This window comes from Paenibacillus sp. P36, assembly GCF_045866505.1.
Classification (GTDB): Bacteria; Bacillota; Bacilli; order Paenibacillales; family NBRC-103111; genus Paenibacillus_E; species Paenibacillus_E chondroitinus.
On the sequence record NZ_AP038372.1, the window covers coordinates 6171470 to 6197213 of the forward strand.

Annotated in this window: 19 protein-coding genes; 7 read left to right on the forward strand and 12 right to left on the reverse strand. The window is 47.6% G+C overall.

Annotated features, from left to right (window positions below):
• Window position 1 precedes the first annotated feature (1 nt).
• The 7 genes from ACKTT9_RS27505 to ACKTT9_RS27535 form a co-directional block, all read right to left on the reverse strand.
• Window positions 2-784 (reverse strand): DeoR/GlpR family DNA-binding transcription regulator, encoded by a 783-nt coding sequence (locus ACKTT9_RS27505; protein ID WP_407868418.1) that lies wholly within the window; start codon window positions 782-784, stop codon window positions 2-4.
• Window positions 785-877: 93 nt separating this feature from the next.
• Window positions 878-2245 carry an ABC transporter substrate-binding protein gene (locus ACKTT9_RS27510; protein WP_407868419.1) on the reverse strand — a complete coding sequence of 456 codons (1368 nt, stop codon included), beginning with the start codon at window positions 2243-2245 and terminating at the stop codon, window positions 878-880.
• A gap of 38 nt (window positions 2246-2283) precedes the next feature.
• Window positions 2284-3699, reverse strand: a complete 1416-nt coding sequence (locus ACKTT9_RS27515) for an MBL fold metallo-hydrolase (protein WP_407868420.1) — start codon at window positions 3697-3699, stop codon at window positions 2284-2286.
• Between the two features lie 14 nt (window positions 3700-3713).
• The gene (locus tag ACKTT9_RS27520; protein ID WP_407868421.1) at window positions 3714-4520 is read right to left on the reverse strand and encodes an HAD family hydrolase; all 807 of its coding nucleotides are present in this window, start codon (window positions 4518-4520) and stop codon (window positions 3714-3716) included.
• A gap of 63 nt (window positions 4521-4583) precedes the next feature.
• Window positions 4584-5477 carry a carbohydrate ABC transporter permease gene (locus ACKTT9_RS27525; RefSeq protein ID WP_157319380.1) on the reverse strand — a complete coding sequence of 298 codons (894 nt, stop codon included), beginning with the start codon at window positions 5475-5477 and terminating at the stop codon, window positions 4584-4586.
• Between the two features lie 22 nt (window positions 5478-5499).
• Window positions 5500-6576 (reverse strand): carbohydrate ABC transporter permease, encoded by a 1077-nt coding sequence (locus ACKTT9_RS27530; RefSeq protein WP_407868422.1) that lies wholly within the window; start codon window positions 6574-6576, stop codon window positions 5500-5502.
• Window positions 6577-6829: 253 nt separating this feature from the next.
• Window positions 6830-7273 (reverse strand): Lrp/AsnC family transcriptional regulator, encoded by a 444-nt coding sequence (locus ACKTT9_RS27535; protein ID WP_407868423.1) that lies wholly within the window; start codon window positions 7271-7273, stop codon window positions 6830-6832.
• 146 nt (window positions 7274-7419) lie between these two features.
• On the opposite strand from ACKTT9_RS27535, the gene ACKTT9_RS27540 reads away from it, so the two are divergent.
• Together ACKTT9_RS27540 and ACKTT9_RS27545 are read left to right on the forward strand one after the other, a co-directional pair.
• Window positions 7420-8388 carry an NADH:flavin oxidoreductase gene (locus tag ACKTT9_RS27540; RefSeq protein WP_407868424.1) on the forward strand — a complete coding sequence of 323 codons (969 nt, stop codon included), beginning with the start codon at window positions 7420-7422 and terminating at the stop codon, window positions 8386-8388.
• A 252-nt stretch (window positions 8389-8640) separates the two neighbouring features.
• Window positions 8641-10959, forward strand: coding sequence for a helix-turn-helix domain-containing protein (locus ACKTT9_RS27545; protein WP_407868425.1), 2319 nt, complete (start codon window positions 8641-8643; stop codon window positions 10957-10959).
• A 129-nt stretch (window positions 10960-11088) separates the two neighbouring features.
• Here ACKTT9_RS27545 and ACKTT9_RS27550 read toward each other — a convergent pair whose 3' ends face one another.
• Genes ACKTT9_RS27550 through ACKTT9_RS27560 form a run of 3 tightly spaced genes read right to left on the reverse strand, consistent with a single transcriptional unit; the run spans window position 11089 to window position 14028 of the window.
• Entirely contained in the window at window positions 11089-12105 is a 1017-nt protein-coding gene (locus ACKTT9_RS27550; RefSeq protein WP_407868426.1) for a glycosidase, read from the reverse strand.
• Window positions 12106-12141: 36 nt separating this feature from the next.
• Window positions 12142-13059: a carbohydrate ABC transporter permease gene (locus ACKTT9_RS27555; RefSeq protein WP_407868427.1), complete on the reverse strand. Its 918-nt coding sequence runs from the start codon at window positions 13057-13059 to the stop codon at window positions 12142-12144.
• A gap of 24 nt (window positions 13060-13083) precedes the next feature.
• A complete protein-coding gene (locus ACKTT9_RS27560; protein WP_407868428.1) occupies window positions 13084-14028 on the reverse strand; it encodes an ABC transporter permease in 945 nt (314 codons plus the stop codon).
• 281 nt (window positions 14029-14309) lie between these two features.
• Here ACKTT9_RS27560 and ACKTT9_RS27565 point away from each other — a divergent pair, with 281 nt between their 5' ends.
• Window positions 14310-17066 (forward strand): alpha-mannosidase, encoded by a 2757-nt coding sequence (locus ACKTT9_RS27565; protein ID WP_407868429.1) that lies wholly within the window; start codon window positions 14310-14312, stop codon window positions 17064-17066.
• Between the two features lie 28 nt (window positions 17067-17094).
• Window positions 17095-18375 (forward strand): glycoside hydrolase family 125 protein, encoded by a 1281-nt coding sequence (locus tag ACKTT9_RS27570; RefSeq protein ID WP_407868430.1) that lies wholly within the window; start codon window positions 17095-17097, stop codon window positions 18373-18375.
• 946 nt (window positions 18376-19321) lie between these two features.
• Here the strand turns inward: ACKTT9_RS27570 and ACKTT9_RS27575 are convergent.
• Window positions 19322-20932: an extracellular solute-binding protein gene (locus ACKTT9_RS27575; RefSeq protein WP_407868431.1), complete on the reverse strand. Its 1611-nt coding sequence runs from the start codon at window positions 20930-20932 to the stop codon at window positions 19322-19324.
• Window positions 20933-21357: 425 nt separating this feature from the next.
• On the opposite strand from ACKTT9_RS27575, the gene ACKTT9_RS27580 reads away from it, so the two are divergent.
• Complete coding sequence (locus ACKTT9_RS27580; protein ID WP_407873129.1) at window positions 21358-22728, forward strand: catalase; 1371 nt, start codon at window positions 21358-21360, stop codon at window positions 22726-22728.
• Window positions 22729-22766: 38 nt separating this feature from the next.
• On the opposite strand, the gene ACKTT9_RS27585 is transcribed toward ACKTT9_RS27580, so the two are convergent.
• Window positions 22767-24149, reverse strand: coding sequence for a PLP-dependent aminotransferase family protein (locus ACKTT9_RS27585; protein ID WP_407868432.1), 1383 nt, complete (start codon window positions 24147-24149; stop codon window positions 22767-22769).
• A 147-nt stretch (window positions 24150-24296) separates the two neighbouring features.
• Here ACKTT9_RS27585 and blaOXA point away from each other — a divergent pair, with 147 nt between their 5' ends.
• On the forward strand, window positions 24297-25088 hold the full coding sequence (blaOXA, locus tag ACKTT9_RS27590; protein ID WP_407873130.1) for a class D beta-lactamase: 792 nt from the start codon (window positions 24297-24299) through the stop codon (window positions 25086-25088).
• Window positions 25089-25202: 114 nt separating this feature from the next.
• Entirely contained in the window at window positions 25203-25676 is a 474-nt protein-coding gene (locus tag ACKTT9_RS27595; protein WP_407868433.1) for a GlcG/HbpS family heme-binding protein, read from the forward strand.
• Window positions 25677-25744 lie beyond the last annotated feature (68 nt).

Genomic DNA, 25744 nt, shown 5'->3' on the forward strand with positions numbered 1-25744 from the left:
CTTACCTTTCACTCTGATCATCGCTGCTGGTCACAATCAGGTTACGGACCGTTTCCCGCAGACTCTCACGCATATCATGCGGCGTCCCTTCATCGGTCACTAACGTTTGAATCCGATTAAGCTCCATCCCAAATAGAAATCCGCTGCGGTTGGCTTTGGACGAATCCGCCATGAGAATGAGGTGATTACTCTGCTCAACCATCATCTGCGCAATTTGCAGAGGCTCCCATTTGGAATAATAAATGCCTTGTGTACCAAACCCCATGCAGGAAAAAAGCGCTTTGTCGAAGCGGTATTGACGAAGCTCGCAGTGCAGCTTATAGCCGAATGTCATTCCATCCTCGCCCACCTCGCCACCAACCATATAGACACTCAGCTTCCCTTTCTTCTGAACAAGATTCAAGGCGACCATCGCCGAGTTCGTCACGATCGTCAGGTTTTTATCGGCGGGAATCAAGCGCGATAGCACAAGCCCGGTCGTATTGCCATCTACGAAAACACTGTCGCCATCCTCCAATAAGAGCACCGCCTCGCGGGCAATAGCCTCTTTACGCTCCAGATTCAGCTGCATGCGATCATAATATGGCATGTCCCACGTCGTCTGCTCTCTTTTCACCGCACCGCCGTACGTTCTGCGAACAATGCCTTTTTCGTCCAAAATACGTAAATCCCGGCGAATTGTTTCCACCGAGACTCCATAGGCCATCATTAATTCATCGACAGAAACGCTGCCGGTACGCCGCACATCCATAATAATTTCATTTCTTCGACGGACTGAGTTCACACCTGTAACCTCCCCTGACGTTAGTAAAACAAGGCTTCCTCATAAGCCCTAATGGCGCTTACGCAGGAAGCCTATTACCTATTGTTTTTGAGCTTATTTGAATTCTTTGAGCGCTTTCGTGGAATCAGCTTGCGCCTTCTTCAGCGCATCGGCCGGAGACAATTTACCGGCAGTCATCGCTTGCAAAGCTTCTCCAACCGCCGTATCCATCTTGTTACGCGCAGCACTGGATACATCAATTCGTGCAAAAGGGAAAACTTCATCAAAAGCCTGCTTTTTCTGCGGGTTATCCGTATAATTTTTCTTCAATAAATCTGTATTCTGTGCGGATAACGTTGCTGGGAAATAACCTGTTTTGGCAGCATAAATCGATTGCGCTTTAGATTCAGCGAAATACTTCATAAATAACCAACCTGCGAGCTGTTTCTCTGGCGTTGTTTTGAACAGGACTTGATTGCCGCCGTATAATTCCGTCACTTTGCTTCCACTTTTCCCCTGTGGGATTAGCGTAATGCCCCATTTGAACTTATCTTTCACCAGATCAAGTTTGGAGCTTGTACGAGCCGTCGTACCGATTTCCATCACAGCTCTACCGTTCGTAAACTCCTGCTCCGTGTCTTGTGCGAACAGAATCGCTTTCTTATCCACCAAATTTTTGATAATTCCAGCTAATTCCAATGCCTGTGGATTATCGTAGTTCACACCGCTTTGATCCAGATTAATCGGATCAATGCCGTAAGTACGCAGCCAGGTGCGGAACGTTCCCCCATTATTGGCATTCCCCATAACCAGCGCAGGAACACCTGTTTTCTCCGTAATGTCCAGCGCCATCTTTTCAAATTCCTGCCAGGTGGCTGCCGGCTTCTCATAACCTGCTTTCTTAAGCAGATCTATGTTGTAATACACGCCCATGGAGGAGTTGCCGTGAGGCCAACTCATCGTTTTCCCATTGTATTCCGGGATTCGCTGACGAGCCAATACGCCTGGCATAATGTCATCAAGCTCTGCCTTTTTCAATCCGTTAACCGGATCGTTGATGTAGTCGTCGAGCGCTACAATTTTGTCTGCTTTCATATATTCCAGCGTATCGCTCTCATAGGACATGGCTACGGCCGGAAGGCCCCCGCCTTGCAGGGCAGCGCGCACTTTTTTATTCAAATCGTCATACGAACCCTGGAACACTTCTTTGACAATAATTTTACCTTCATACTCTTTATTAAAGGCTGCGACCATCTCTTTAATTGCATCGCCATAGATCGTTGCTTGAATATGCCAGAAATCGATCGTTATCGGCCCGTTTTTCCCAAGCTCAATCCCTTGCGCTACTTTAGATTCCTCTTTTTTTTCCGTTTGCGTGCTGGCCGGCGCTGCTTGCTGCGGTGTTCCACAACCGATGGTTGCGAGAAGCAAAAGGCTCGCCATCGAAGCTTTCCAAGCGGGAAAACGTTTCGTCAAATTCATGGTTATCACTCCCTCGATTTGTATGTTGCATGAAGCATCTATTTACCAACGAGTTCCGAAAGTTCAAAGCTTTCTCCAGGAGCCGGACAATACTTCCTTATGCCACCGCTATTAAACAATGTCGGGTGTAAGCTGTGCAAAGGAACAACTAATTTCGGAGAAATCCGAGTAGTTAATTCGGTTATCTCCTGTGGAGAGGCATGGCCTCCTGTTGCACAATAGCGATACTGAACACCAAATTCCGTGAGCCACTTTAGCAGCGTTTCGTCCGACGGGGTCAACGGATTACCGTCAGCATGAACGTAAATCGATGCCGAAGCGCGTGAGCCGAAGGTTTCCATTTCCGCTATAAGTGGTGTGTTCGGATAAGTAAGATAGACGGCATACGACGATTTATTAGCCGTAATTTCATTCAGCGTTATAGGCGCATAAGGAAGATCAACCTCCTTGGAAGGGTGCGGCCCCTTGGACCATTGCGGCGTGCTCATAAGTCGAATGACATCCTGATCGACATCAAGCGCCGGATGCCCGGCTAGCACCGATAGTTTCGTGGAGGCCTCCTTCCACAGAACGGCTGTACTTTCGTCCATCACAAGCTGACGACCCGCTTCGCTGGTGCGGATAATCAAATCAGCGACACGCTCCACGTTGCGAGCGAGAATGTTAACATACACCAACCCCTCCGTGTCTTCCATCGCACGGCGGCACTCGACAGCCACTTCAATTTCAAGCCGATCCTTCGGCTTGCGGAACAACGTGTCTGGGCGCATTCTTGTGCCTTCGGTAATGAGCAGGTCAACTTCAGCGCTTTGACAGCGTTCAATGAAGTGATCCAAGCGATGCGAATTCCGACCATGGCGGCGCCAATCGGCCGTGAATGCGATTTTGTGCTGCGGTCCGTGAATAATGAAGCCCGTAACCCCTGGACTATCATGATCCACTTCGATGAACTCTATGCGGAAAGTGCCAAAGTCTACGATCTGTCCGTCCTCAATGAGACGAATATCTGCTTTCGTGCCTTCATACTCGCCAGCAGCTACAACACCTTCATACACCGCATAAGCGTCACGATGCATCCAGACAGGAAGTCCTTCGCGCAAGGAAGGAAGCAAAGCCATATGATCTTGATGGATGTGGCTTACAAAACCATGCAGGTTATTTACCTGAGGAAAGTGGTCTTGGCCCCATACTTGCGCAAGTTCAGCTTCCCCAACATCGCCCAGGAAAGCAGGATCGTATAACCCCAATACAGGCGGCGCCATCCGTGTCAGCAGACTGCTTCGGATCCCAAAGTCAGAACGGACGCTGACTTCGCCTTTGAAAAATGCGCGTGCCATACCAAGATCAAACACAATTCCCGTATCTCCACAGCTGTATAAGATATGAACTCCGCCAATTGTGGTCAACCCACCATAAAACGTTATGCGTTCCTCCAACTGATGCTGCTGATTCATACACATGACCTCCTTTAATCTTGTTTAAGTTTACTATCTTGAATATCCATCAAAAGGGCTGCCAGTTCATCCAGCGTTGTCAGTCGTACATCCCACGGCGACGGGTCGGACGATGGGTACGCGGATATCCATGCCGTGCGTCCGCCTAACTTACGCACCGGATATAGATCGTTCCAAGCGTGATCGCCGATCGAGAGAATTTGTTCAGGCCGCAGCCCCTCTCGTTCCATCAGCTCACTCATGAAATGCTCCAATCCAACCGGTTTCCCCGCTCCGTACTTAATATCTGTAAACAATTCGCCAGCGCCGAGTGCAGCAATAAATTCACGTCCTGTATTTTCCGGCGAATTCGTGAGCAACAGCTTCGAGCGGACTCCACTCAACTGACGAATAGCCTCATATAACCCTGCATGGCGTTCGAAACTCGACGAGCCCTGAAGCATTTCCTTGCGCACCTGCTGAAAAGCTTCCTGACGTTTGGCTTCGCCGATCCCGTGCTTAACGGTAAACATGCTAACCAAGCTCCATGCGTCGCCGGCATAAATAGCTGGCGTGTTCCAATCTTGCTGCGATAATTCCAATACATCCCCAAGCGTTACCCGTGTCCAAGTATCCGTGCTCGGATGATACCAGTCCCCTATACGGCTTGTATCCCGGCCTGCAAGCAAACGCTCCATTTCTTCCAGAATCTCATTCAAACTTGCCGCATGATCTCCCTCTTGAAAGAGCAATTCCAAATACCGTTTGTAAAAAGTGCCATCCTGATAAAGCGTGCCATCTAAATCGAATAAGACGATCTCAATCTCATGCAGCCAATCCATCTGATGTTCCTCCAGTGTGTTTCTTTGTTGTTTTATAAAATTCTAAAGTGTTGGGGCTTTGGCTTATCCTTTGAGCCCAGCTGAGGTAATCCCTTGATGAAACCAATGCTGCGCGACCAAGTACAGGACGACAATAGGAGCGATTGTAAAAGTAGCCGCCGCCATTAAATGATGATAATTTGGCCCTTCTTCACTAACGAAATACAATAAACCTACTTGCAGTGGCCTGAGCGCTTCACTAGATGTAATCAACAATGGCCATAGGACACCGTTCCATTTTCCAATAAAGGCAAGTAATGCTGTCGTAATTAAGGAGGGCAGAACGAGTGGCAGCAGTACGGACCACAGATATCTGGCGCTCGACATGCCATCCACTTGGGCAGCTTCCCAGTACTCTTTTTGTACAGATAAAAAAGCTTGCCTTAACAAAAATATCGTGAATGCCTCCGCTAAAAACGGCAGCATCATGCCCATATAACTGTCATAGAAACCCTGCCCCCCGTTCCCCGCCCAATCGTTACCGCCAGCAAAAGGTATATGCCGCATCGTCACGAAGTTAGGAACCAAGGTAACATCAAAGGGAATGAGCATCGTGATCACCACGAGCATAAAGATGAGATTACGACCGCGAAATGTAAAATGGGTAATGGCAAAAGCAATCGGCACACACACGAGTAATTGGAGAGCCGTGCCAACGCCAGCGATAATCACCGTATTGACAAAATAGCGCTGAAAGGTGGATTCCGGTTTTAACCATGCTTCCGCATAGTTCTTAAGGTGCCATACATCCGGCAGCCATGTTGGCGGCATGCGATTAATTTCCTCCGCACTTTTTAGCGAAGTCAGAATCATCCATACGAAAGGGAACACCACACAGCAGGCTAACAATACCGTGCAAATCCACACGATTAACCATGTTATTCGGGAAGAGCGGCTTGATCCTACTGAGCCAAACATTCTTTTCATCCTCCATCCTGCATTAATGCATATAATGAACCTTTTTCTCGCCGTAACGCAGCTGCAGCCAAGTTAATCCAAGCAAGAGTACGAATAATACCATCGAGACGGCCGATGCGTAACCAACTTGACCGTACACATAGAAGCTTCTGAAAATATACAAGGGCAGTGACATCGTGGAACCTAATGGCCCACCTTCTCCACCAGAGAACACATAAAACGCGTTAAACGATTCGAAAGCGCCAATCACAGAGACAATGATGAGTAAAAACCAAGTCGGCGACAGCAGTGGCAGCGTAATATGACGGATCGTATGCCACGTCCTGGCCCCATCAATTCGGGCCGACTCCGTCAGATCATGAGGAATTTGCGTCAACCCTGATAAGAACACAATAATTTGAAAACCAAGACTGCCCCATATCGTGAATAACATGATGACACCAAGCGCCCAAGTCGGACCTGCGAATGCCGTTGGGATCGAAGATGGCCAGTGCCCGCCAAGCGACTGAATTAGCTTCATTAGAATGGGATCCGGGTCCGTCAGCCATTGCTGCGGCGTTCCACCCATCTTGTTTACAGCCCAATTCGCAAGGCCCACGCTTGGATGGAAAATCCATTTAAATACAATTGCCGCCGCAACCTGTGAAGTAATGTATGGAAGGAAGAAAAGGACGCGCAACAAGGTTCTGCCTTTCGTTATATGAAACAGGACATAGGCAACAAAAAATGAAAGCAACAATGACAAGGGAATCGTGCCTATGGCGTAAAAAACGGTAACCATGAAGCCTTGTCCGACAGGGCCCAGCTGTAAACCGACGGTTGGGTCTTGCACAACGAGGTCTTCTGTAAAAATACGAATATAATTATCGAATCCTACGAATCGCTCCGGTACATAACCCCACTTCCACAAACTCATCCACATGCCGAACAGCAGCGGCCAATAACGAAACAACAATAACAGAGCCAGCGCCGGAAGGGCATAACACAATCCCGTCCACGCTTCTATGGCTTTTCTCCGAGAACGCGACTTGACGATGGTACGCTCCCGCATTTTTGGAATAGGCTTGTTGTCATAAGCAGCGGCTTCTTTCGTTATCACTTGGAATCTCCTCTCTTATCTGCCTTTTTGTTCACCTTACTTCACTTATTGTAGCTAGCAATTGTTTGCTGATAGTTATAGATGCTTTAAGAAATTGTTGCCGATGTTACCGATGTTTACACAATTCGTTATTCACTGTTGTCAGAACGGGCATCTTATTGATGAGAACGGTCATATTCGGCATTGTTTTTTAAAAAAAGAAAGACTCTATTCCCTTTGTAAATTTAGGAATAGAGTCTTCGTGACGGCATGTTCACTCCAATGTTTGTATCGATGCAATTAGACTTCTGTCTTCAAATTCCGTAGCGAGAACAATTAGAGGCATACTAAATCCAAAAGCATTGCAGGTATCCAGGAATTGGGCAAGAGATGAAGTAGATTCCGTTAATACTTTCATCAAATAGTTATACTCACCACTGATTCTGTAAAGATCAATAATTTCCGGAGAATTTTCGCTGAATACTAGAAAATCCTTACATCTATTGGTTCGGAATAAAACAAAAGAAGTTGTAAGTTTACCTAGTTTCTGCGGGGAAAGCTCTGTGCGGTAGCCTGTTATGATCCCTTGATCCTCAAGCTTCCGGAGTCGTTCTGTAACTGCAGGCTGTGACATTGTAATCATTCGGCTTATTTCAGATATGGGGATCCTCGCGTTTTCATGCATGAATGACAAAATCTTGGAATCGATATGGTCCATGAAAAGAAACACCTCATTTTATAAAGAATATATAATCAAACAAATAAATATTTAAGTTTAGATGATGAATAGACCTTAATTATCATATGTGAATTATATATTTTCTGAAGTAAAATGTCATTAATAAACCGTGGGGAGATGAAGAAATGACAATCCATACACCTATCCAGATTGGCGGAATAAGCTTAAAAAATAGACTCATTATGGCACCATTGCAGCAATATGCGGGAACTCCGGAAGGCTTTGCTACAAATCATCATCTTGAATTTTATAGCCGCAGAGCTAGTCATGTTTCATTAGTCATTGCGGAATCAACAGCGATATCGGATAGCGGGCGCCTTTTCAATAACGACATCGGCATTTTTACCGACCATCACATAGAATCGCTAAAAAAGATAACAGAGGCTGTTCACGCAAAGCAAACACCCATATTTATACAATTGTCGCATGGGGGAAGAAAATCATCACCATTGGTTACAAAAAAGCTAATGGCCCCAAGTTCAATCTCCTATGATGATCATTATGGATTACCAGAAGCTATGTCACTGGCTGATATCCAACAAATTGCTGAACAATATCGTTTAGCTGCAAAACGTAGCATTATGGCTGGATTTGATGGGATCGAAATCCACGCTGCTCATGGTTTCTTGATCCATCAATTTCTATCGCCGTTGTCGAACCACCGTATCGATTCTTATGGGGGCAGTGCTGAAAACAGGTCACGGTTCTTAAAGGATGTACTTACGGTTATCAGAGGAGAAGTCGGCAAGAATTATCCGATTACCGTTCGGGTTTCCGCCACAGATTATGTAAAAGGTGGATTGTTTCCTGAGGACATAGCCCGAATGTTACAGCCACTGGAATCAGAGCTTGATGCTGTCCACGTTTCAACGGGTGGTCTAGTCTCTGCGCAACCGAATCATATATATCCTGCTTATCAGGTTCCCCATGCAGCCATTATTAAACAACATTTGAAAATACCGGTTATTGCTGTCGGATTAATTAATAGTCGCAGTCTTGCAGACCATATCATTCAAGATCAATTGGCTGATATGATTGCAATCGGCCGACCGCTCATAGAAGACCCGGATTTTGCGGCTCAACTACTTCAATAGGCGATACGGTGATCTTGTTCTCTCACTCTCATCAGAAAGACAGCAGCAGTCTAGGACTTAGTTTTCGTCCATGGCCGCTTCTGTTTTTTTTATTTTTGGGTCAGTCGCGTGCCACAAAAACTTATATCCTACTAGAAAGGTCGTCTCCACTTCCTTTACACCGGCTTATTTTTCAGCCATAATGAGGAGATGCATACAATTAAAACCCTCTAATTGATCTATGTTAGTCTAGTATGGAGAGGAAGCGCATTCATGTCGAAATCATCCTTAAAGTCATCTGTTGTGTCCAGCTTCCGAATGTCTTGGAACAGCTTTAAATCAAAATTGCTTCTTAAATATGCCTTATCTTACATACTGATGTTCCTCATTCCCTTGACCGGTGTTACGATTTTCATCTATGAAAACGCAATCAATGATTTGCGCAGAGAAATTGAACAGACGAACGTCAACCAACTCATTCAAGTCAAATTATCGATTGATGAACGCATGAGTGAACTGCAGCAAATTACAAGCCGCATAGCTTATGACAAGCAGCTCAGCTCCTACATGGTGCATCATCCGTACTATGAGATGGAAGCTATCGACACCTTGGGCAATTACAAAGTGAACAGCAGCATTCTGGAAGATTTGTTTCTGTACTTCCATAACGATGAGAATATTTACTCCTATCGTGGTTTAACGAATGTGCATGTAGCATTTGGAGACTGGTACCACTATAGCAATTGGACCAGCGACCAAATCTATAGCGATTTGAATAAAATTAAGCAACCGATGATTCGCCCAGCCGAGAATGTAACCGTTAACTCGCGGAATGACTCCATGCTGACGATGCTTTTCCCGATCAAGCCGAACGATCTCTATCCCACGGCCACAGTCGTTTATATGGTCAGTGAGGAGAAGCTGACCGGCGTTATGGACATGATACTGAACAATTTTTCTGGCAGCAGCTACATTTTCAATCAGAACGGACAGCTTCTTACTTCCAATAATCATGGAAATGCACTTCCGGAACAGGCAGTTGGGTCCTTGGCCTCTCTAGAACCCGGCATACATAACATGAAGCTCGACGGCGTAGAGCATTCCGTAGTTTCGGTAAGATCCAAGGAGAACAATTGGAATTATGTAACTGCGATCCCAAGCCATCAATTTTTCAGCAAAGTGGTCCATATCCAGACCTTATTTCTTCTGGTGTTCTGTATCACTGTTTTATTCGGCATTATCGTAGCCGTGATCTTAGCGAAGCGGCAGTACCACCCGATTAGGGATTTGATCGAATTCACCAAGATGAAGAGCTCCAATTACGACATGACCCGGAACGAGTGGGACTGGATTAAGCAAACGCTTCATGATTACAGCGCCCGCATCGACACCCAGGAGCCCTTCGTCCGCAACCAGTGCCTGCTGATGTTGTTCAAGCACGGCAAGCCGGATGATCCCGAAATTGAACGCATGGTGGCGAGCGCCGGACTGGAATACCCGCACGGGCAAGGATTGTATGTCTCCCTCATCCTCGCGTGGGATGACAATCTTGAGGGCGAGGATTCCTCGAACATTCGGCAGCATCTGCAGGAGATGTTTAATGAATTGGAATTTCCGAGTCTTCAAGCCCGTGTTTACGGCGTAGAATTTTCGGCAAAAGACCAACTGGCCTTGCTCGTCTCCGTCCCTGCGGAAGCTCAAGAGCCCGCCCAGAAGCGGATCGAGGATGTTGTCGAGGCGATTAAAATCATGATGAACAACAGCATTCAAATTATGCCGTACATCGGCGTAGGAATGCCGTATCCAGACCTCGCCTCGATCAACCAATCATTCATCGAAGCAGCTACGGCGATCGATAATCGAATTCTGGGATCTAACGGACGAGTGACTTACTTTGAGCAGCTGCAGGATATGATTGCATCGACTTCGTCCGAAGCCTACTGGCTGCCGAAAAAGTCGATGCTCAAGCTGGAGCAAAGCTTGAAGCAGGGCAACGAAACGGTAGCCAATCAGGTAATTATTGATCTGATCGCCGAGATTAAGGAGGCCGCCGTCCCTGCAGCATTGCTACGCTGCATCTGCTTCGATCTGTTGAACTCCTTGCTGAAAACAGCCCATGAGCTGGGGGTCAGCGAAGTGTTCGCCGGCATTCACAACTTCTCCGTTTTCGAAACGTTGGAAGAGCTTGAAGACCGATTAACTTCCCTGGCCGTCAGCATCTGCCAACAGGTCGAACGGAATACGGAAACGGAGCAGCCTTCTTTAATTGAAGATATCGTCGCGTATGTGGATCAGAAATTTGCTGACTACACGCTAAGTCTTGAGCATGTGGCTCTCAAATATTCCATCTCGATCTCCTACTTGAGCCGCACCTTCAAAGAGAAAATAGGCCATAACTTCACACAATATATTTGGCAAAGAAGAATGGAAGAAGTCATTCGGTTGCTGGTCCATACGACCGCACCACTAAAAGATATCATTGAGCAGGTCGGCTACTTGGACGCACCGAATTTTATCCGTAAATTCAAGAAAGAAACGGGCTATACACCGGGACAATATCGGAAACTATATGCCAAAAAAGAGCAGGAATAACCTGCTCCTACCACAAAGCTGCCCCTAAAGTCATGAAATGACCGAGGGCAGCTTATCTTATGGGAAAGTAAATAAAAAACCAAAGAACTAAGCGAAAACAGGCCGCTTAGCTCCTTGGTTTTTTTAAATTTATTGAGGCTCGTTAAGTATGTACTCCACCAGCTCGTCCAGAGGCACGGTAGCCAAAGCAATAGCCGTGTCCGTCACCCCGTAGTAAATATAAAGCAGTCCATCCTTCACGACATTCCCCGTAGGGAAGATCACATTCGGAATTTGATAACCGAATTTCTCATAATACGTCTCCGGCTCCATGATGAAGTTTTTCGTGCGGGCAATCACTTTCTCCGGGTTTTCCAGATCCAGCAGCAGCGCCCCCATGCGATAGACAATCTCGTCATCGACACCATGGTAGAGCACCAGCCAGCCCTTATCCGTTCTTACCGGCGGCGTGGAGCCTCCGATTTTCCGTGATTCCCATGCGGGATTCTCGCCTTTGGCCAGCAGCTTCGGCTCTTCCCAGTGAATCAAGTCTTCCGAATACGTAATCCACATGGCTGCCTTTTCCGTGCCGTATTCTTCCCCTACATATTCCTCAGGACGGCGCAGCATAACGAACTTGCCATTAATTTTCTCCGGGAACAAAATGTTGTCGCGATCATTGATCTCCAATGGAGTCGTGTCGGCCACAAACTCCCAGTCGATCAGATTCGTCGACTTGGCGATCGAAGAGCGCGTCCGCCAATGGACTTCCTGCTCTCCCCAACCGTCTGGGTACGACGGGAACGATCTCTCCGGGACACCGCGATTCGTCGGGTAGTAATTCATCGCACACGGACGCAGCGCGTAGTTCATATAAAACGTGCCGTCAATTTTGACAACACGCGGGTCCTGAACGCTGCCATAAGGGAATCCGAGCTCATCAGGCGTCAGAACAGGTTCATCTTTCACATGGGTGAAATTCACGCCGTCTTCGCTTTCCAAAAGGCCCAGGAAATTTTTGCACGGGGTCAAGGAGCCCGCCGTACGCTCAACCATGTAGAATTTGTCATTGTCAATAATAACAGCCGGATTGAACACCGTCACTTTGCGCCATTCGTAGCCTCCCGGAACGACAATCGGGTTATTAGGATGTCTTGTAATTTTCATACTTATTGCCTCCTAGGTATATGGGGTAAATTGCAACTAGCCTTTGACGGAACCGATCATGACGCCTTGTACGAAATAGCGCTGCAAGAAAGGATACACCACAACAATCGGCAAGGTAGACACGATGATCACTACATATTTTACAAGTGCAGCAATCTCGGCCTTGTTATTCATCGCGATAGCCATATCGCCGCTAATCGCAGCCCCTGTGGTCTCCGCCGTCATTTCTTGCAGGACGAGAATTTGGCGCAGCACCATTTGCAGCGGATATTTCGACTCGTCATTCAAGTAGATCAATGCTGGGAAATAACTGTTCCAATGGCTCACGCCATAGAATAAGGCCATTACCGCAATAATTGGCGCTGATAATGGAATAATGATAAGCCCAAACAGCTTAAAGTTCGTGCAGCCATCCATATAAGCAGCCTCATGAAGCTCCTTGGGAATACTGGACTCGAAAAACGTGCGAGCAACAATGATATTCCACACCGAAGCAGCTACTGGCAAGATGAGTGCTCCGATGGAGTTCATCAATCCCAAGTTTTTCACCAATAAATAAGTTGGAATGAGACCGCCATTGAAGAACATCGTGACCAGGAACATCCCCATGAAAAACTTACGGCCGACAAAGTCCGCTCGACTAAGCGCATAGGCGGCAGGCAGCGTTACAACCAGGTTCAGCAATGTACCGATAAAGGTGTACAAAAGTGTATTGCCATAGCCGTTCCAAATTTTCATATTATCGAACACAAGCCCATATCCTTTGAAATTAAGCCCCTTTGGAAACAGCCACATCTCACCGGTGCTTACATACTTGGGATCGCTCATAGAAGCGCTAATAATATATAACACAGGGTATAACACCACGATCAAAGCCAAGCTTAAAAACACATAATTCATGATGAGAAAAATCCGGTCACCCTTCGTCTCCTTAACTGCAGTGGCAACAGCCATAGATGACTCCTCCCTTCTTCTTGTCTACCACAAGCTCGTTTGACTTGTGCGTTTGGCAATTTTGTTAACAGTAATCAGCAGAATCGCGTTGACCAGCGAGTTGAACAGGCCTACGGCTGTGGAGAAGCTGTATTGCGCGCTGACAAGCCCCGTACGATAGACAAATGTAGATATCACGTCGGACGAATTTATGTTCAGCGGGTTTTGCAGCAGCAATACTTTTTCATAACCCACGCCCAGAATATTGCCCACATTCAAAATCAATAAAATGGTAATCGTCGGCACAATTGTCGGAAGATTAATATGAAGAACACGTTTGAACCGGCTCGCTCCATCCACAATGGCCGCTTCATGCAGCTGCGGGTCTACGCCGGACAGCGCCGCCAGGTAGATAATCGTCCCCCAACCTGTGTTCTGCCAAACCCCCGAGAAGACATACACCGTCTTGAACCAGCCCGGGTCCGTCAAGAAAGCCGGAGCATGGATACCGAATAGCTCCATCAACTTCACAATGATTCCGCTTGATGGAGACAGGAAGGTAATCACCATCCCCGCCATGACCACGACAGAAATAAAATGTGGTGCATACGTAATCGTTTGGACACCTTTCTTGAAAAAACCATTCTTCACTTCATTAAAAGCAAGAGCCAATATAATGGGAAGTGGAAATCCGATCGCTAGCTCATAAAGACTGAGGCTAAACGTATTCCACAATAAATCCCAGAAGTAATAGGAATGAAAAAACCGCTCAAAATGTGCGAATCCTACCCAGTCACTCCCAAAGATCCCCTTAGATGGCGTGAAATTTTTAAAGGCAATTTGAATCCCGTACATCGGTCCGTATTGGAAGATCAGGAAATACAAAAAGGCCGGGGCGATAAATAAGTACAGTTCCCAGTTTTTCTTCATTCTCAAAAATAGCGAACTGCTGCTTGACACCTTCGTGTTACTTGCTGTTTGTTGACTCATTGTACTCATTTCCTCCATCCTCTCCTTTCTCTGCATGTTGGTTGCTGCTAACGCTTACATTCGTCTTTTAAAGTGTAGAAAAACCGAGCGTATTCGTAAATATGTGAAATCTGCATTGTCATTCTTCAGCCTCTCTAAGCCTTGATAGGCAAGGAATTATCATGAGCAAATCATACATATTGTCATTCCCAACGATATGTGTGAATCTGTCTACGAAGTAAAATAAAAATCACTGATTTTTGGTCACCATTTTTACTTTATAAAAGGAGGGTTTTCATTCTATGACTAAAAAATCAGCTCATCTGATCTCACACAGTCACTGGGATCGAGAGTGGTATATGCCGTACGAGCGCCATCACTATCTATTGACCGAACTGATGAACGATCTGCTAGACACGTTGGAGCGTGACTCTGAGTACCGTTATTTCCATCTGGACGGACAAACGATTATTATCGAAGACTATCTGACGGTTCATCCTGAAAAAAGAGAGCAATTGGAAGCCTACATCAAAGCTGGCCGCATCATTATTGGTCCTTGGTATGTCCTGCAGGATGAATTCCTGACCAGTTCGGAAGCGAATGTGCGGAATTTGCTGATCGGACATCAGGATGCGGCCAAATACGGCGTCATCTCCAAGCTGGGATACTTTCCAGATTCCTTTGGTAACATGGGCCAAGCGCCACAATTGCTAAAACAAGCGGACATTGATACAGCTGTGTTCGGACGCGGTGTAAAACCAACCGGTTTCGACAATGTTGTCATTGACGCGCACGGCTCCGGCTACGAATCTCCCTATTCCGAGATGTATTGGTCGGCCCCGGACGGCTCCAAAGTTATCGGAATCCTGTTCGCCAACTGGTACAGCAATGGCAACGAGGTTCCGGTCGAAGCCGAAGCAGCCAAGGCATTCTGGGACAAACGGCTTGGCGACGCACAGAAGTACGCGTCTACATCGGAGCTGCTGTTCATGAACGGCTGTGACCATCAGCCGATCCAACGCGATCTTAGCGAAGCTATCGACACCGCCAAAGCACTCTACCCTGATGTGGATTTCATTCATTCTAGTTTCGAGCAGTATATCGATGCGCTCAAAAAGCAGCTGCCCGATGACATGGTGACCATCCAAGGCGAGCTGCGCAGTCAGCATACCGACGGCTGGGGCACGCTGGTCAATACCGCATCCGCCCGTGTCTATCTCAAGCAGCTGAACCAACTTGGACAGACGCTGCTAGAGAAGGGCGCTGAGCCTCTGGCGACGCTAGCTCATCTGGCGGCTGGCAAAGCGTACCCACATCAGCTGCTCACCCATGCATGGAAGACGCTGATGCAGAACCATCCGCATGACAGCATCTGTGGATGCAGCGTGGACGAGGTTCATCGCGAGATGATCACGCGCTTCGACAAGAGCAGGCACTTGACAGAGACCATCATCGACGAAAGCTTGCAGGTGTTGGCAGGACAAATCGATACAGCCAGTGTAGCTTCCTGGCCGAAAGACAGCCTGCCTGTCACGATCTACAACATGACTGGCTGGGAACGTACAGGCACTGTCCGTATTGAATTGCTCGTCGCCAAATCTTACTTCAAAGAAGGCCCGAACCCACCGGCCATTGCGGAGAGGCTGGCCCAACTGCCATTGAACTTGGACAATGGCGTTTTGCTAGACGACCACGGCCAGGCTACTTCGGCCAAGGCGGAGGATCTGGGCGTGCACTTTGGCTATGAATTGCCGAAGGATAAATTCCGGCAGCCTTATATGGCGCGCAGAATCGCGCTGACTTTCGAAGCGCAGCAGGTTCCGGCGTTGGGCTTCAAAACGTGGGCCTGGGTTAGCGATCCTACAGTACAAGCTGAGGCAGTAAATAGTCCGCTAATCGCGACGGATTCCGGCATGGCTAATACGCATATAGCGGTTAGTATTCACGCAGACGGCTCTTACGATATTACCGACAAAGAGACAGGTTTCACCTACGAAGGCATGGGCGTATATGAAAACTGCGGCGATCTCGGCAACGAGTACGTTTTCCGTCAGCCTGACGGAGATATTGCTTTGACTACCAAAGGTTTGCCGGCTCAAGTAAAACTGGTTGAAAATGAGCCTTATCGAGTGACCTATGAGATCAAGCATACTTGGCTCATCCCGGCTTCCGCTTCGGAGCTGTTCGAAGATGAGAAGCGGAAAATGGTTCCTTTCCGCAAACGTACGGCTTCGCGCTCAAGCGAGCTGGTGCCATTCGAGCTGATCACTCGTATCAGCCTCGAGCAGTCCGGGAAAGGCGTTCAGGTGTCGGCTTCCTACAATAACCAAGCCAAGGATCACCGCCTCCGGGTGCTGTTCCCTACCGGACTGACAGCGTCGACACATCTGGCTGATTCGATTTTTGAAGCTGCTGAACGCGATACAGTGCCGGCCAAGGAGTGGATCAATCCGAGCAACGCCCAGCATCAACAAGCTTTCATCAGCGTATCGGATGGCACACAAGGCCTGATGATCGCCAATAAAGGGCTGAACGAATACGAGGTCTTGCGTGACGGCAAGAACACCATTGCCGTCACCTTGCTCCGCAGTGTGTCCGAGTTGGGCGATTGGGGCGTTTTCCCGACGCCGGAAGCCCAATGTCTTGGCGATCATACGGTCGAATTTGCGGTTTATCCGCATAAGGGCAACGCGATCCAATCCGGCGCATTCGCTTCGGCGTACCAGTTCCAATCGCCGTGGTTCCACACGACTGCGATGGGACAACAGCAAGGCACGCTGCCGACTAGTTATCAAGCGTTGGAATGGAGTGGCTCATCGCTTGCTTTGTCGGCATTCAAGATGTCCCTGGACCATGACGATGTCATCGTCCGACTGTACAATCTCGCCAACGAGGCGGAGCAGCTGACGCTGAAGCCTTCCTTCCCGGTCGCTGCAGGCTACCAGAGTGACATTCTGGAGCGCCGTCACGATTCGGCCGAGCTCGCAGACGGGCTAATCCGTGCCTCTGCAGGCAAGTGTGAAATTATCACTTATGCTTTTCAGCACAAACAATCTTAAACTTAATTCCACAGGAGGAATATTCATCATGCATTTACCCGCTTCCATTACCGAATTTCTGAACGAAGCCGACCTTAAACTGGCACATAACCCGAAGCTGCAAAAGCTGTTCAGAAACTGCTTCCCGAACACGCTGGAAACAACGACCAAGCTCCTTGACGATGGCACCACCTTCGTATTTACAGGCGATATTCCAGCTATGTGGCTGCGCGACTCCACGGAGCAGGTTCGCCATTACATTCCTTTCGCCAAGCAGGATAAGGATCTGCAACGCATCATCGGCGGTCTCATCGCGCGTCAAATGTTCTACATTAACATTGATCCTTACACCAATGCTTTCAATGAAACCGCTAGCGATAAGCACTACCGAGACACAGACGATTGCGATCTGAACCCGTGGATGTGGGAGCGGAAATATGAGATCGATTCTCTCTGCTTCCCTGTGCAGCTTCTTTACTCTTACTGGAAGGAAACCGGGATTACTGAAGTTTTCACCCATTCGGTTTACCAGGCGCTGACGTCCATCGTGAACCTGATGATTACCGAACAGCATCATGATCAAAAGTCACTGTATCATTTTACGCGCCAAACAAAACAGCATACCGAAACGCTCCAAAATAACGGGCGTGGTCTTCCGTCCAACTACACCGGCATGACCTGGTCCGCTTTCCGTCCGAGCGATGATGCCAACCTGTATGGCTACAACATTCCGGGCAACATGTTTGCCGTCGTGATTCTCGGCCACATTATCGAAATGGCTGCGGATATTTACAACGATACGCGCCTAGCTGCGCGCGCAGAGAAACTGCGGAAGGAGATCGACTTCGGCATCCAAACCTACGGCATCGTCGACCATCCGAAATACGGCAAAATTTATGCCTATGAAACGGACGGTTACGGCAACTACTGCCTGATGGATGATGCAGGTACACCTGGCTTGATCACCATCCCTTACATCGGTTACACCGGCATCGACGATCCGATCTACCAGAATACGCGCAAGTTCGCGCTTAGCTTCGATAATCCGTATTATTTCGAAGGCAAATACGCCAAAGGCATCGGCAGCCCGCATACGCCGGGCGGCTACGTCTGGCATATGGCCTTGTCTGTGCAAGCGTTGACTTCCAACAATGTCGACGAGATCAAGGAGCTTATCCAGACGCTGATCAATACGGATGCGGACACAGGCTACATGCACGAAGGATTCCATCCGGATGATCCTTCCAATTTCTCGAGACCATGGTTCGCTTGGTCAAATAGTCTTTTCGCCTCTCTGATTTGCAAAGCTATGGACGAAGGACTCGTCTAGTAGCATAATAAGCTCCTCGTTAGCCCTTACCGGCTGCGGGGAGCTTTTTAGTTGCGGAATGTGTTCACACGCGTCCCCTATAGCCTTGGGTTGCCCTGATGCTCTAAGCCCCCTACTACTACATATATCGGCCGCCTCCGGGCTCTCTACCGCCTCCTATTCGAATCCTATCCCCCCCATACTCACGCCCATACCCGTGCTCATACCCACATTCACACTTTTCCCCAAACTCATACTCATACTCATACTCATACTCATACTCATACTCATACTCAACTATTCACCATACAACCAACCTCCGCCGCACCTGCCAATTACAACTTTCATTAACCAGCGGAAATTCCGCTAAGGCTATGCTTAAAGGAACTAGAGTCCCCTATTTAGCGAAAAATGAACAGTTTCCTCTCCGAGCGGAACTACGGGATCTTATTTGACCTCCACGCCACGTCTTTCGGGTGGAATCGCCGAAATAGCGTCTCGTAGTTCCCTTCCCAGATGGAAATACTGCTTTTTTAGGAAAATAACGGCTCGTAGTTCCCTTCTTTCGTTCATACGGGAGAACTCACCCCTCAGAATTTAAAGATTCAAAAAAAAAAAGGCGTAAAGGTCAACTTCACCTCTACGCCCACTTCAATCCGTATAATGTCTATTTCCTTAAAGGAACTAGAGTCCCCTATTTAGCGAAAAATGAACAGTTTCCTCTCCGAGCGGAACTACGGGATCTTATTTGACCTCCACGCCACGTTTTCCAGGTTGAATCGCCAAAATAACGCCCCGTAGTTCCCCTCCCAGATGGAAATACTGCTTTTTCAGGAAAATAACGGCTCATAGTTCCCTTATTTCGTTCATACGGGAGAACTCACCCCTCAGAATTTAAAGATTCACATAAAAAAGGCGTAAAGGTCAACTTCACCTCTACGCCCGCTTCTATTCGTTCAGTCATTCACTAGCTGTTTTTCCAACGATCATACGCTTTTTGATAAATCTCTTGGAATCGGTCCGACCCCATTTTCTTCAGCGTTTGTACATACTTGTCCCAGCCGTCCAGCGATTCTTGTCCAGTAGTAAACTTCGCTTCCATCTGCGCAACATAAGTTGTGAGATCGGAGCGCAGTGCCGCAACTTCACCAGATTCCGCTTCCGTCAAGTATAATGCCGGGAACGGTACGCGTGCGCCACGGTCCAGCAGTTTGGTTTTGGACTCATTTTCCACCCATTTCGCGAAATCGTCCTTCACAGGCTCATCCGGTACAACCATTGGTGAAGCGATACCGAAGTTAGGTGTAATCTTGGAGCGATAAGTCTCTCTATCTTCACCATTCGGTACTGGCAGGTACTCAATTTTGCTCTTCGTGCTGTCCGTATATTTCCAGAGAATGCCCTCTGGCCCTTTGTTGAACAGCATTTGGCCTTCCGGTGAGTACATATAGTCTACCCAACGAATCGATGCTTCTGGAGATTTATTGGATTTGGAGATTGCAAATGTGCCTGTCGAGAAACCTTTATTGCTCGCGATGGCCGGAGCGCTTACCTTGTCACTGCGAACCGGGCTGAACATAACGTCCTCGGTGTTAGGCTTCCCGCCATGGGACATGTAAGCATGCCAGTCGGAGAACAGCAGCACTTGATCGTTTTTAATCTTCGCTTTCTTCTGATCATCCGTCTGTGAAAAGGATTCGTGATCCAGAAGATTGTCAGCCCAGAGCTTATTGAGGTACGTTACGTAGCCTTTATAAGCGTCTTCAGCCGGTGTATAGTGAACTTTTCCTTTATCATCCACGTACAATTCTTCCTCATAGGCTCCAAATGCGCCAAGAAGCCACGTACGGATATCTCTCAGCTTGATGCCTGAGGAAGAGGACAACGGAATTTCATCCTTTTTGCCATTTTTGTTCGGATCTTCATCTCTCGCACGCTTCAGCAAATCATACAGCTCATCCGTCGTCTCCGGCAGCTTCGTCACATTGAGCTCCTTCAGCATCTTGCCGTTGTACCACATCGGATTTCGGTACCACGGCTGGAACGGTTCAATGCGTGGAAGCGAATAAATATGTCCGTCCGGTGCTGTGATCGACTTCCGAATATCCGGTTTATCGGCCAACACTTTCTTAATATTCGGAGCGTACTCATCGATCAGCTTCTCCAAAGGAATCAAGATGCCTTGGCTTCCGTAGTTCAGCTCTTCCGCTTGTGTCAGTTTCGATGCGAAGAAAATGTCCGGGTAATCGCCGCTTGCAAAAACAAGGTTTTTCTTCGTATCAAAACTGTCACGAGGAGCATTCCGGTAATCGATCTTGATGCCCGTAAGCTTCTCCATCTCTTGCATAACCGGCATATCCTTCCAGTTCTGAATCCCCATATCCGGAGCCATGATCGATAAAGTCAGCGGATTCTTCACGATCGGGAACCCTTCTTTATTCACTGTGCTTGCCTTCGAGCTTGCACTCCCGTTTGCGGCGCTTTCATTCTCTTTTTTAGTTGCGCAGCCGCTTAATACGGAAAGTGATACCGCTAACACGAGTGCGGACGCCACGACTTGCTTCTTTCTCTTCAACATTGCATGTCCTCCCTTATGGTCATCTTTGAAAGCTGCTAGCGCTTACAAATTGAAGATTAAACTTTGCTGACGTTTTAGTAAATATGTCGATTTTGTGCTGTCAAAGACCTCATATCCCCCCTGATCCAGGTCAGGATGGTTTGTACAAATCCGGTTCCCCCATTAAGTCTACTACCGAATATGTGATTTTTGTAAACCTTTTAGCCAGAGCAAAACATACACATTGTAACTTTTTAATTACAATTGTCAAAGATCAATCTCCCGCTACGTAAGCGATTTCGTCCATAAAGTATTGTCATAAGTGCAGGGATGTTCAACATAAATAATAAGAGATCAGGGAGAATTGACTGTTTGATACAGGAGGTACAATGATGAAAGATAATAAAGAATTTCCCCGAAGACCTTCCATCCAGCCATCGCAGCCTATGATAAATGATCAGCAGCGTCATGGTCATTCCCCTACACAATGGTCAACTGTTAAACCGGCTACCCATCATTCGCAAACTGTCGGTGACCGAGGTCCCGTACTGGAACAGGACAGCGTTCTGCATGAAACATTGGAAACTTTTATCCATGAAAAGATTCTTGAAAGGCCGGTACACGTCAAAGGATACGGCGCTTTCGGGTACTTTCAGACCGTCCATTCCATGGCGGCATACACTCAGCTTTGTTTTCTTCAAAGTCCTGGTCAGCAGGTCCCTATCACGGTGAGGTTCTCGTTTGCTGTCAGCAACAAGGGTACCCCGGACACTTCCCGCAATGTACGTGGCTTCTCCACCAAGTTTTATACGGAAAAAGGTGTTTTTGATCTCCTCTGCAATCACATCCCCGTTTTTGCGGTACGCGACGCCATGCGCTTTCCAGAGTTTATTAAAGCCTCCTTACCCTCACCGGTAAATAATCTCATCGATCCCGAGCGGTTATGGAGCTTCATAGCGAGAACACCGGAGGCCACGCATTTTCTTCTTTGGCTCTATTCCGACGCCGGTACGCTTAAGAGTTTCCGTCACACCCCTGGACACAGTGTTAACACTTATGTTTGGAAGAATGCAGCAGGCGCCCGTACGTATGTCAAATATCATTGGGTTCCTTTTGCCGGCGTGCAATACATAGACAGTCGCGAAGCCACTCAGCTTGCAGCGGAGAACCCGGATTTCGCAGGCAAAGATTTATACGATCATTTAGCAGCGGGAAACACGGTTGAATACGGACTTTACGTACAGCTGATGAACCCCGCGGATGAAACATCTCTTCCATTTGATCCATTGGATGATACCAAAGTTTGGGATGAACGGCAATATCCGCTGCAGCCAGTAGGCCGGCTTGTGCTGAACCGTAATCCGGATAACTACATGGAGCAAGTGGAGAAAATAGCTTTTTCACCCGCCAATTTATTGGAAGGTGCCGAAATGTCAGACGACAAGCTGCTGCAAGGACGCAACAATATTTACTGGGATTCTCAGCGCCGGCGAATGGGGCCGGATTTCCGTAAGGTTCCTATTAACCACCAGGCCAACTGGTCCCCCGATTCGTTGGTAACCAGCGGGAATGGAAGATACATAGAAGGCCATCTCATGCGATCGGACATCCCGAAGCAGGATGATTTTACGCAAGCGGGCCAGTATTATTACTCGCTCTCTCCTGTGCAGCAAGATCACTTGGTTGCTAATCTCTCTGGCGATCTGTCCGGCATATCCAAGAATACGCAAAACATTGTTCTGAACTATCTCTACAATGCCTCTACCGAACTAGGAGAGCGGGTAGCTCGAGCCGTTCAACAGCATGAACAAGGATAATTAAATCAACCGTAGATGATTCCTATATGGCATAGGGGTCATCTTTTTTTATCTCCACTCACAAATCTCACTTCCGTCCGCCTGCCTAGCAGCTCAGTTATCCCTTTTGCGATCATCTGAACGCCTCGCTCAATCAAATCCTCATCCACTTGAGAGATACTAAGCCGAATCACGTTATCTTTGGAAAAATCAGAGAGATACATGCGCTCTGCATGATCCACTAAAACATTCTGATGCTTCAGGTATTCCTGAAGCTGCTTCGCTTTCATCGGCAACGGCAACTCAATGGTGGAATAGAAGCCGGATAAGGAACCCGAGTAGGTGGCGACAGCAGGCAGCCACTTCCGGAAAGCTTGCTGCAGGAGTGCAGCCTTCTTGCTATACAGTTTCCTCATACGTTCAATGTGAGCACTGAACATTCCGCTTTGAAGGTAAATCTCAAGCGCTCCTTGCGTCAGCATAGGCGTATGTACGTCTGCAGCGAACTTAGCTCGCAGATAATCTTCCCGCAAGGCATCAGGGAGTACGGCTAAGCCAAGTCGGAGGCCGGGCAGCATCACTTTCGAGAAGCTTTTGACATAAATCACTCTTCCGGAAGGATCATAGGCAAACATCGGATCAGCCTTGGCATTCGAGTCCAGGTCGCCCATATAGTCATCCTCAATAATATACACATCATATTGCTGCGCTAATTCGACGATTTTTCGCTTCGTTTCATTCGTATGGCTGTAGCCGGTCGGATTGTGGAATCTGGACACTGTGTAGAACAACTTGATATCGTTATGTTTGAAAAGCTGCTCCAACCGCGTTAGATCGATCCCCTCGCTTCCTACTTCTATACCATAAGTCTCGCTTCCATGCTGACGAATAGATTCAATAAACCCGGCATGTGTAGGCTGCTCCAAACAGATATGACGTTTTTCATTCGGAAAAGGCAGGGATAGAAGCAGATGCAGGGCTTGCTGCGAACCGGAAACGACATAAATCTTATCAGGCACTGTAAACACCTGAAGCTCTTGCAAATGCTTGGCCAGCTGGACGCGAAGCGATCCAAGCCCTTGAATGTCCGAGTACGTGAACATCTCTTCTTTGTAGCGTTCAATAGCTTGATTGATACAGTGTTGAAAATCCCGATAAGGCATCGCATGCCGATCAGGTCCAGCCGAAAGGAAGTCAATTGTACCGTGTACTCCCTCCAACTTTTCCCGTCTTCGATAACCCTCCACGACGTAGTAGCCACTCTGGGGCACCGAATAGATGATATGCCTTTTCTCTAACTCGCCATAAGCTTTCATGACCGTATTTTTGCTGCAAGCGAATTCCTGCGTTAAAGCACGAATAGAAGGCAGCCTGTTCCCCGGCTTCAAAATCCCTTCCTCGATGTGCTTCATCATCTGATCCACAATCTCTTCATATAGCATAGGGTTCATCCCCTCTTCTTCCCAACTGTAAGGGTACAATTCAAGAATACTACCCTATCAAATGCATGCCATTCCTCGTATACTCAACGTGAAGAAAGTCAATTGTTACCATTTTAAACCAAAGAGGAGTGATGCATGATGAAAAAAATGAAGGTTATTGTTCTACTGCTTATTGTCCTGCTTTTTACAAGTACAGGCTCTTTCGCCAGTTTTGCGAATTCGGCTAGCGCCAAGCCCGGCAACAAGGAACTTCATGTAGAAGAATTATTCCATGGAATAACAGGTACAATCGTGATCAAAAATTTGAAGACGGATAACATGTATACCTATAATCTCCAGAGGAGCAATCAGCGTTTCACACCCGAATCCTCATTCAAAGTTGCTAATGCACTCATCGGCTTGGAGGAACATGCCGTAGAGGATGAGTACGAAGTCAAACGCTGGGACGGGATCGTCCGGGAATTCGACGTCTGGAATCGCGATCATACGTTAGCTTCCGCTATGCGAAATTCCGCTATCTGGTATTACCAAGCCATGGCTCGGGACATTGGCCCTGAACGGATGCAAAGTAATCTCAATCGAATTGGGTATGGCAATCAAGACATTAGTGGTGGCATCGATAAATTCTGGTTGAATAGCAGCTTAACGATCTCCGCACAAGAGCAAGTTGAGTTCATAGAGAATCTCGTGGAAGAAACGCTGCCGTTCCATGAGCAAACGATGAAAACGGTCAAACGCATCATGATCGATAACGAACAGGACGCATACACCGTTCATGGTAAAACAGGGACAAGGCTTTCCGATATGGGACTCGGATGGTATATCGGCTATGTGGAGACGAATAAGACCTCATGGGTATTCGCCACCAACGTGGATAACAGTGGTACGACCGCTAAGACGATCACCCTCGAGTGTCTCAAGCAATTGCATATTTTATGAGTCTCACTCTACTTCTCATCATATCACGAATTGGCACCTCCTATGATTGAATTCACCCCGTTGGGGGAATGACCATACAATATCGGAGTATCCAAATTCCGAGGAGTGAATGTGATGTACAATCTTACGTTAGAAACGGCAAAATATTTATTGGAAGTCGCCGAACAGAAGGCTCGGCAAATGGGGCTGAACAGCGATATCGCGATTGTTGATGAAGGCGCGAACCTGATCGCTTTCCATCGGATGGACGGCGCGCGAATTGCCGGGATCGAAATCTCGCAAGGGAAAGCTTGGACTAGCGTTGCCATGCAAATGCCGACAGCCAACCTTGCGCAATCAGCACTCCCAGGCTCTCCCTCATTTGGGATCAACACGACCAATCATGGCAGAGTGACCATTCTGGGTGGAGGCATACCTCTCATCCATTACGACAAAGTCATTGGCGGTATTGGTGTAAGCGGAGGCACAAGTGCGCAAGATATTGAAGTAGCCACTGCCGCAGTTAATGCCTTCAATAGCACGATGCATGGAGCTAGAGATCCTTGGACGGCTAGCGCCCGTATAGGCTCCAATCAATCTTACCGATAGATGTATCTGTAATCCATTTTTTTGTAAATATGTAATATAAAGAAATTTTTACCCTTCGCTCACCTCAA

Excerpts from the sequence above, each read along its gene's own strand:
- ACKTT9_RS27510 (WP_407868419.1), bottom strand. The coding sequence starts at position 2,245 with ATGAATTTGACGAAACGTTTTCCCGCTTGGAAAGCTTCGATGGCGAGC.
- ACKTT9_RS27515 (WP_407868420.1), bottom strand. The coding sequence starts at position 3,699 with ATGAATCAGCAGCATCAGTTGGAGGAACGCATAACGTTTTATGGTGGG.
- ACKTT9_RS27520 (WP_407868421.1), bottom strand. The coding sequence starts at position 4,520 with ATGGATTGGCTGCATGAGATTGAGATCGTCTTATTCGATTTAGATGGC.
- ACKTT9_RS27525 (WP_157319380.1), bottom strand. The coding sequence starts at position 5,477 with ATGTTTGGCTCAGTAGGATCAAGCCGCTCTTCCCGAATAACATGGTTA.
- ACKTT9_RS27535 (WP_407868423.1), bottom strand. The coding sequence starts at position 7,273 with ATGGACCATATCGATTCCAAGATTTTGTCATTCATGCATGAAAACGCG.
- ACKTT9_RS27540 (WP_407868424.1), top strand. The coding sequence starts at position 7,420 with ATGACAATCCATACACCTATCCAGATTGGCGGAATAAGCTTAAAAAAT.
- ACKTT9_RS27545 (WP_407868425.1), top strand. The coding sequence starts at position 8,641 with ATGTCGAAATCATCCTTAAAGTCATCTGTTGTGTCCAGCTTCCGAATG.
- ACKTT9_RS27550 (WP_407868426.1), bottom strand. The coding sequence starts at position 12,105 with ATGAAAATTACAAGACATCCTAATAACCCGATTGTCGTTCCGGGAGGC.
- ACKTT9_RS27555 (WP_407868427.1), bottom strand. The coding sequence starts at position 13,059 with ATGGCTGTTGCCACTGCAGTTAAGGAGACGAAGGGTGACCGGATTTTT.
- ACKTT9_RS27560 (WP_407868428.1), bottom strand. The coding sequence starts at position 14,028 with ATGAGTCAACAAACAGCAAGTAACACGAAGGTGTCAAGCAGCAGTTCG.
- ACKTT9_RS27565 (WP_407868429.1), top strand. The coding sequence starts at position 14,310 with ATGACTAAAAAATCAGCTCATCTGATCTCACACAGTCACTGGGATCGA.
- ACKTT9_RS27570 (WP_407868430.1), top strand. The coding sequence starts at position 17,095 with ATGCATTTACCCGCTTCCATTACCGAATTTCTGAACGAAGCCGACCTT.
- ACKTT9_RS27575 (WP_407868431.1), bottom strand. The coding sequence starts at position 20,932 with ATGTTGAAGAGAAAGAAGCAAGTCGTGGCGTCCGCACTCGTGTTAGCG.
- ACKTT9_RS27580 (WP_407873129.1), top strand. The coding sequence starts at position 21,358 with ATGATAAATGATCAGCAGCGTCATGGTCATTCCCCTACACAATGGTCA.
- ACKTT9_RS27585 (WP_407868432.1), bottom strand. The coding sequence starts at position 24,149 with ATGCTATATGAAGAGATTGTGGATCAGATGATGAAGCACATCGAGGAA.
- blaOXA (WP_407873130.1), top strand. The coding sequence starts at position 24,297 with ATGAAGGTTATTGTTCTACTGCTTATTGTCCTGCTTTTTACAAGTACA.
- ACKTT9_RS27595 (WP_407868433.1), top strand. The coding sequence starts at position 25,203 with ATGTACAATCTTACGTTAGAAACGGCAAAATATTTATTGGAAGTCGCC.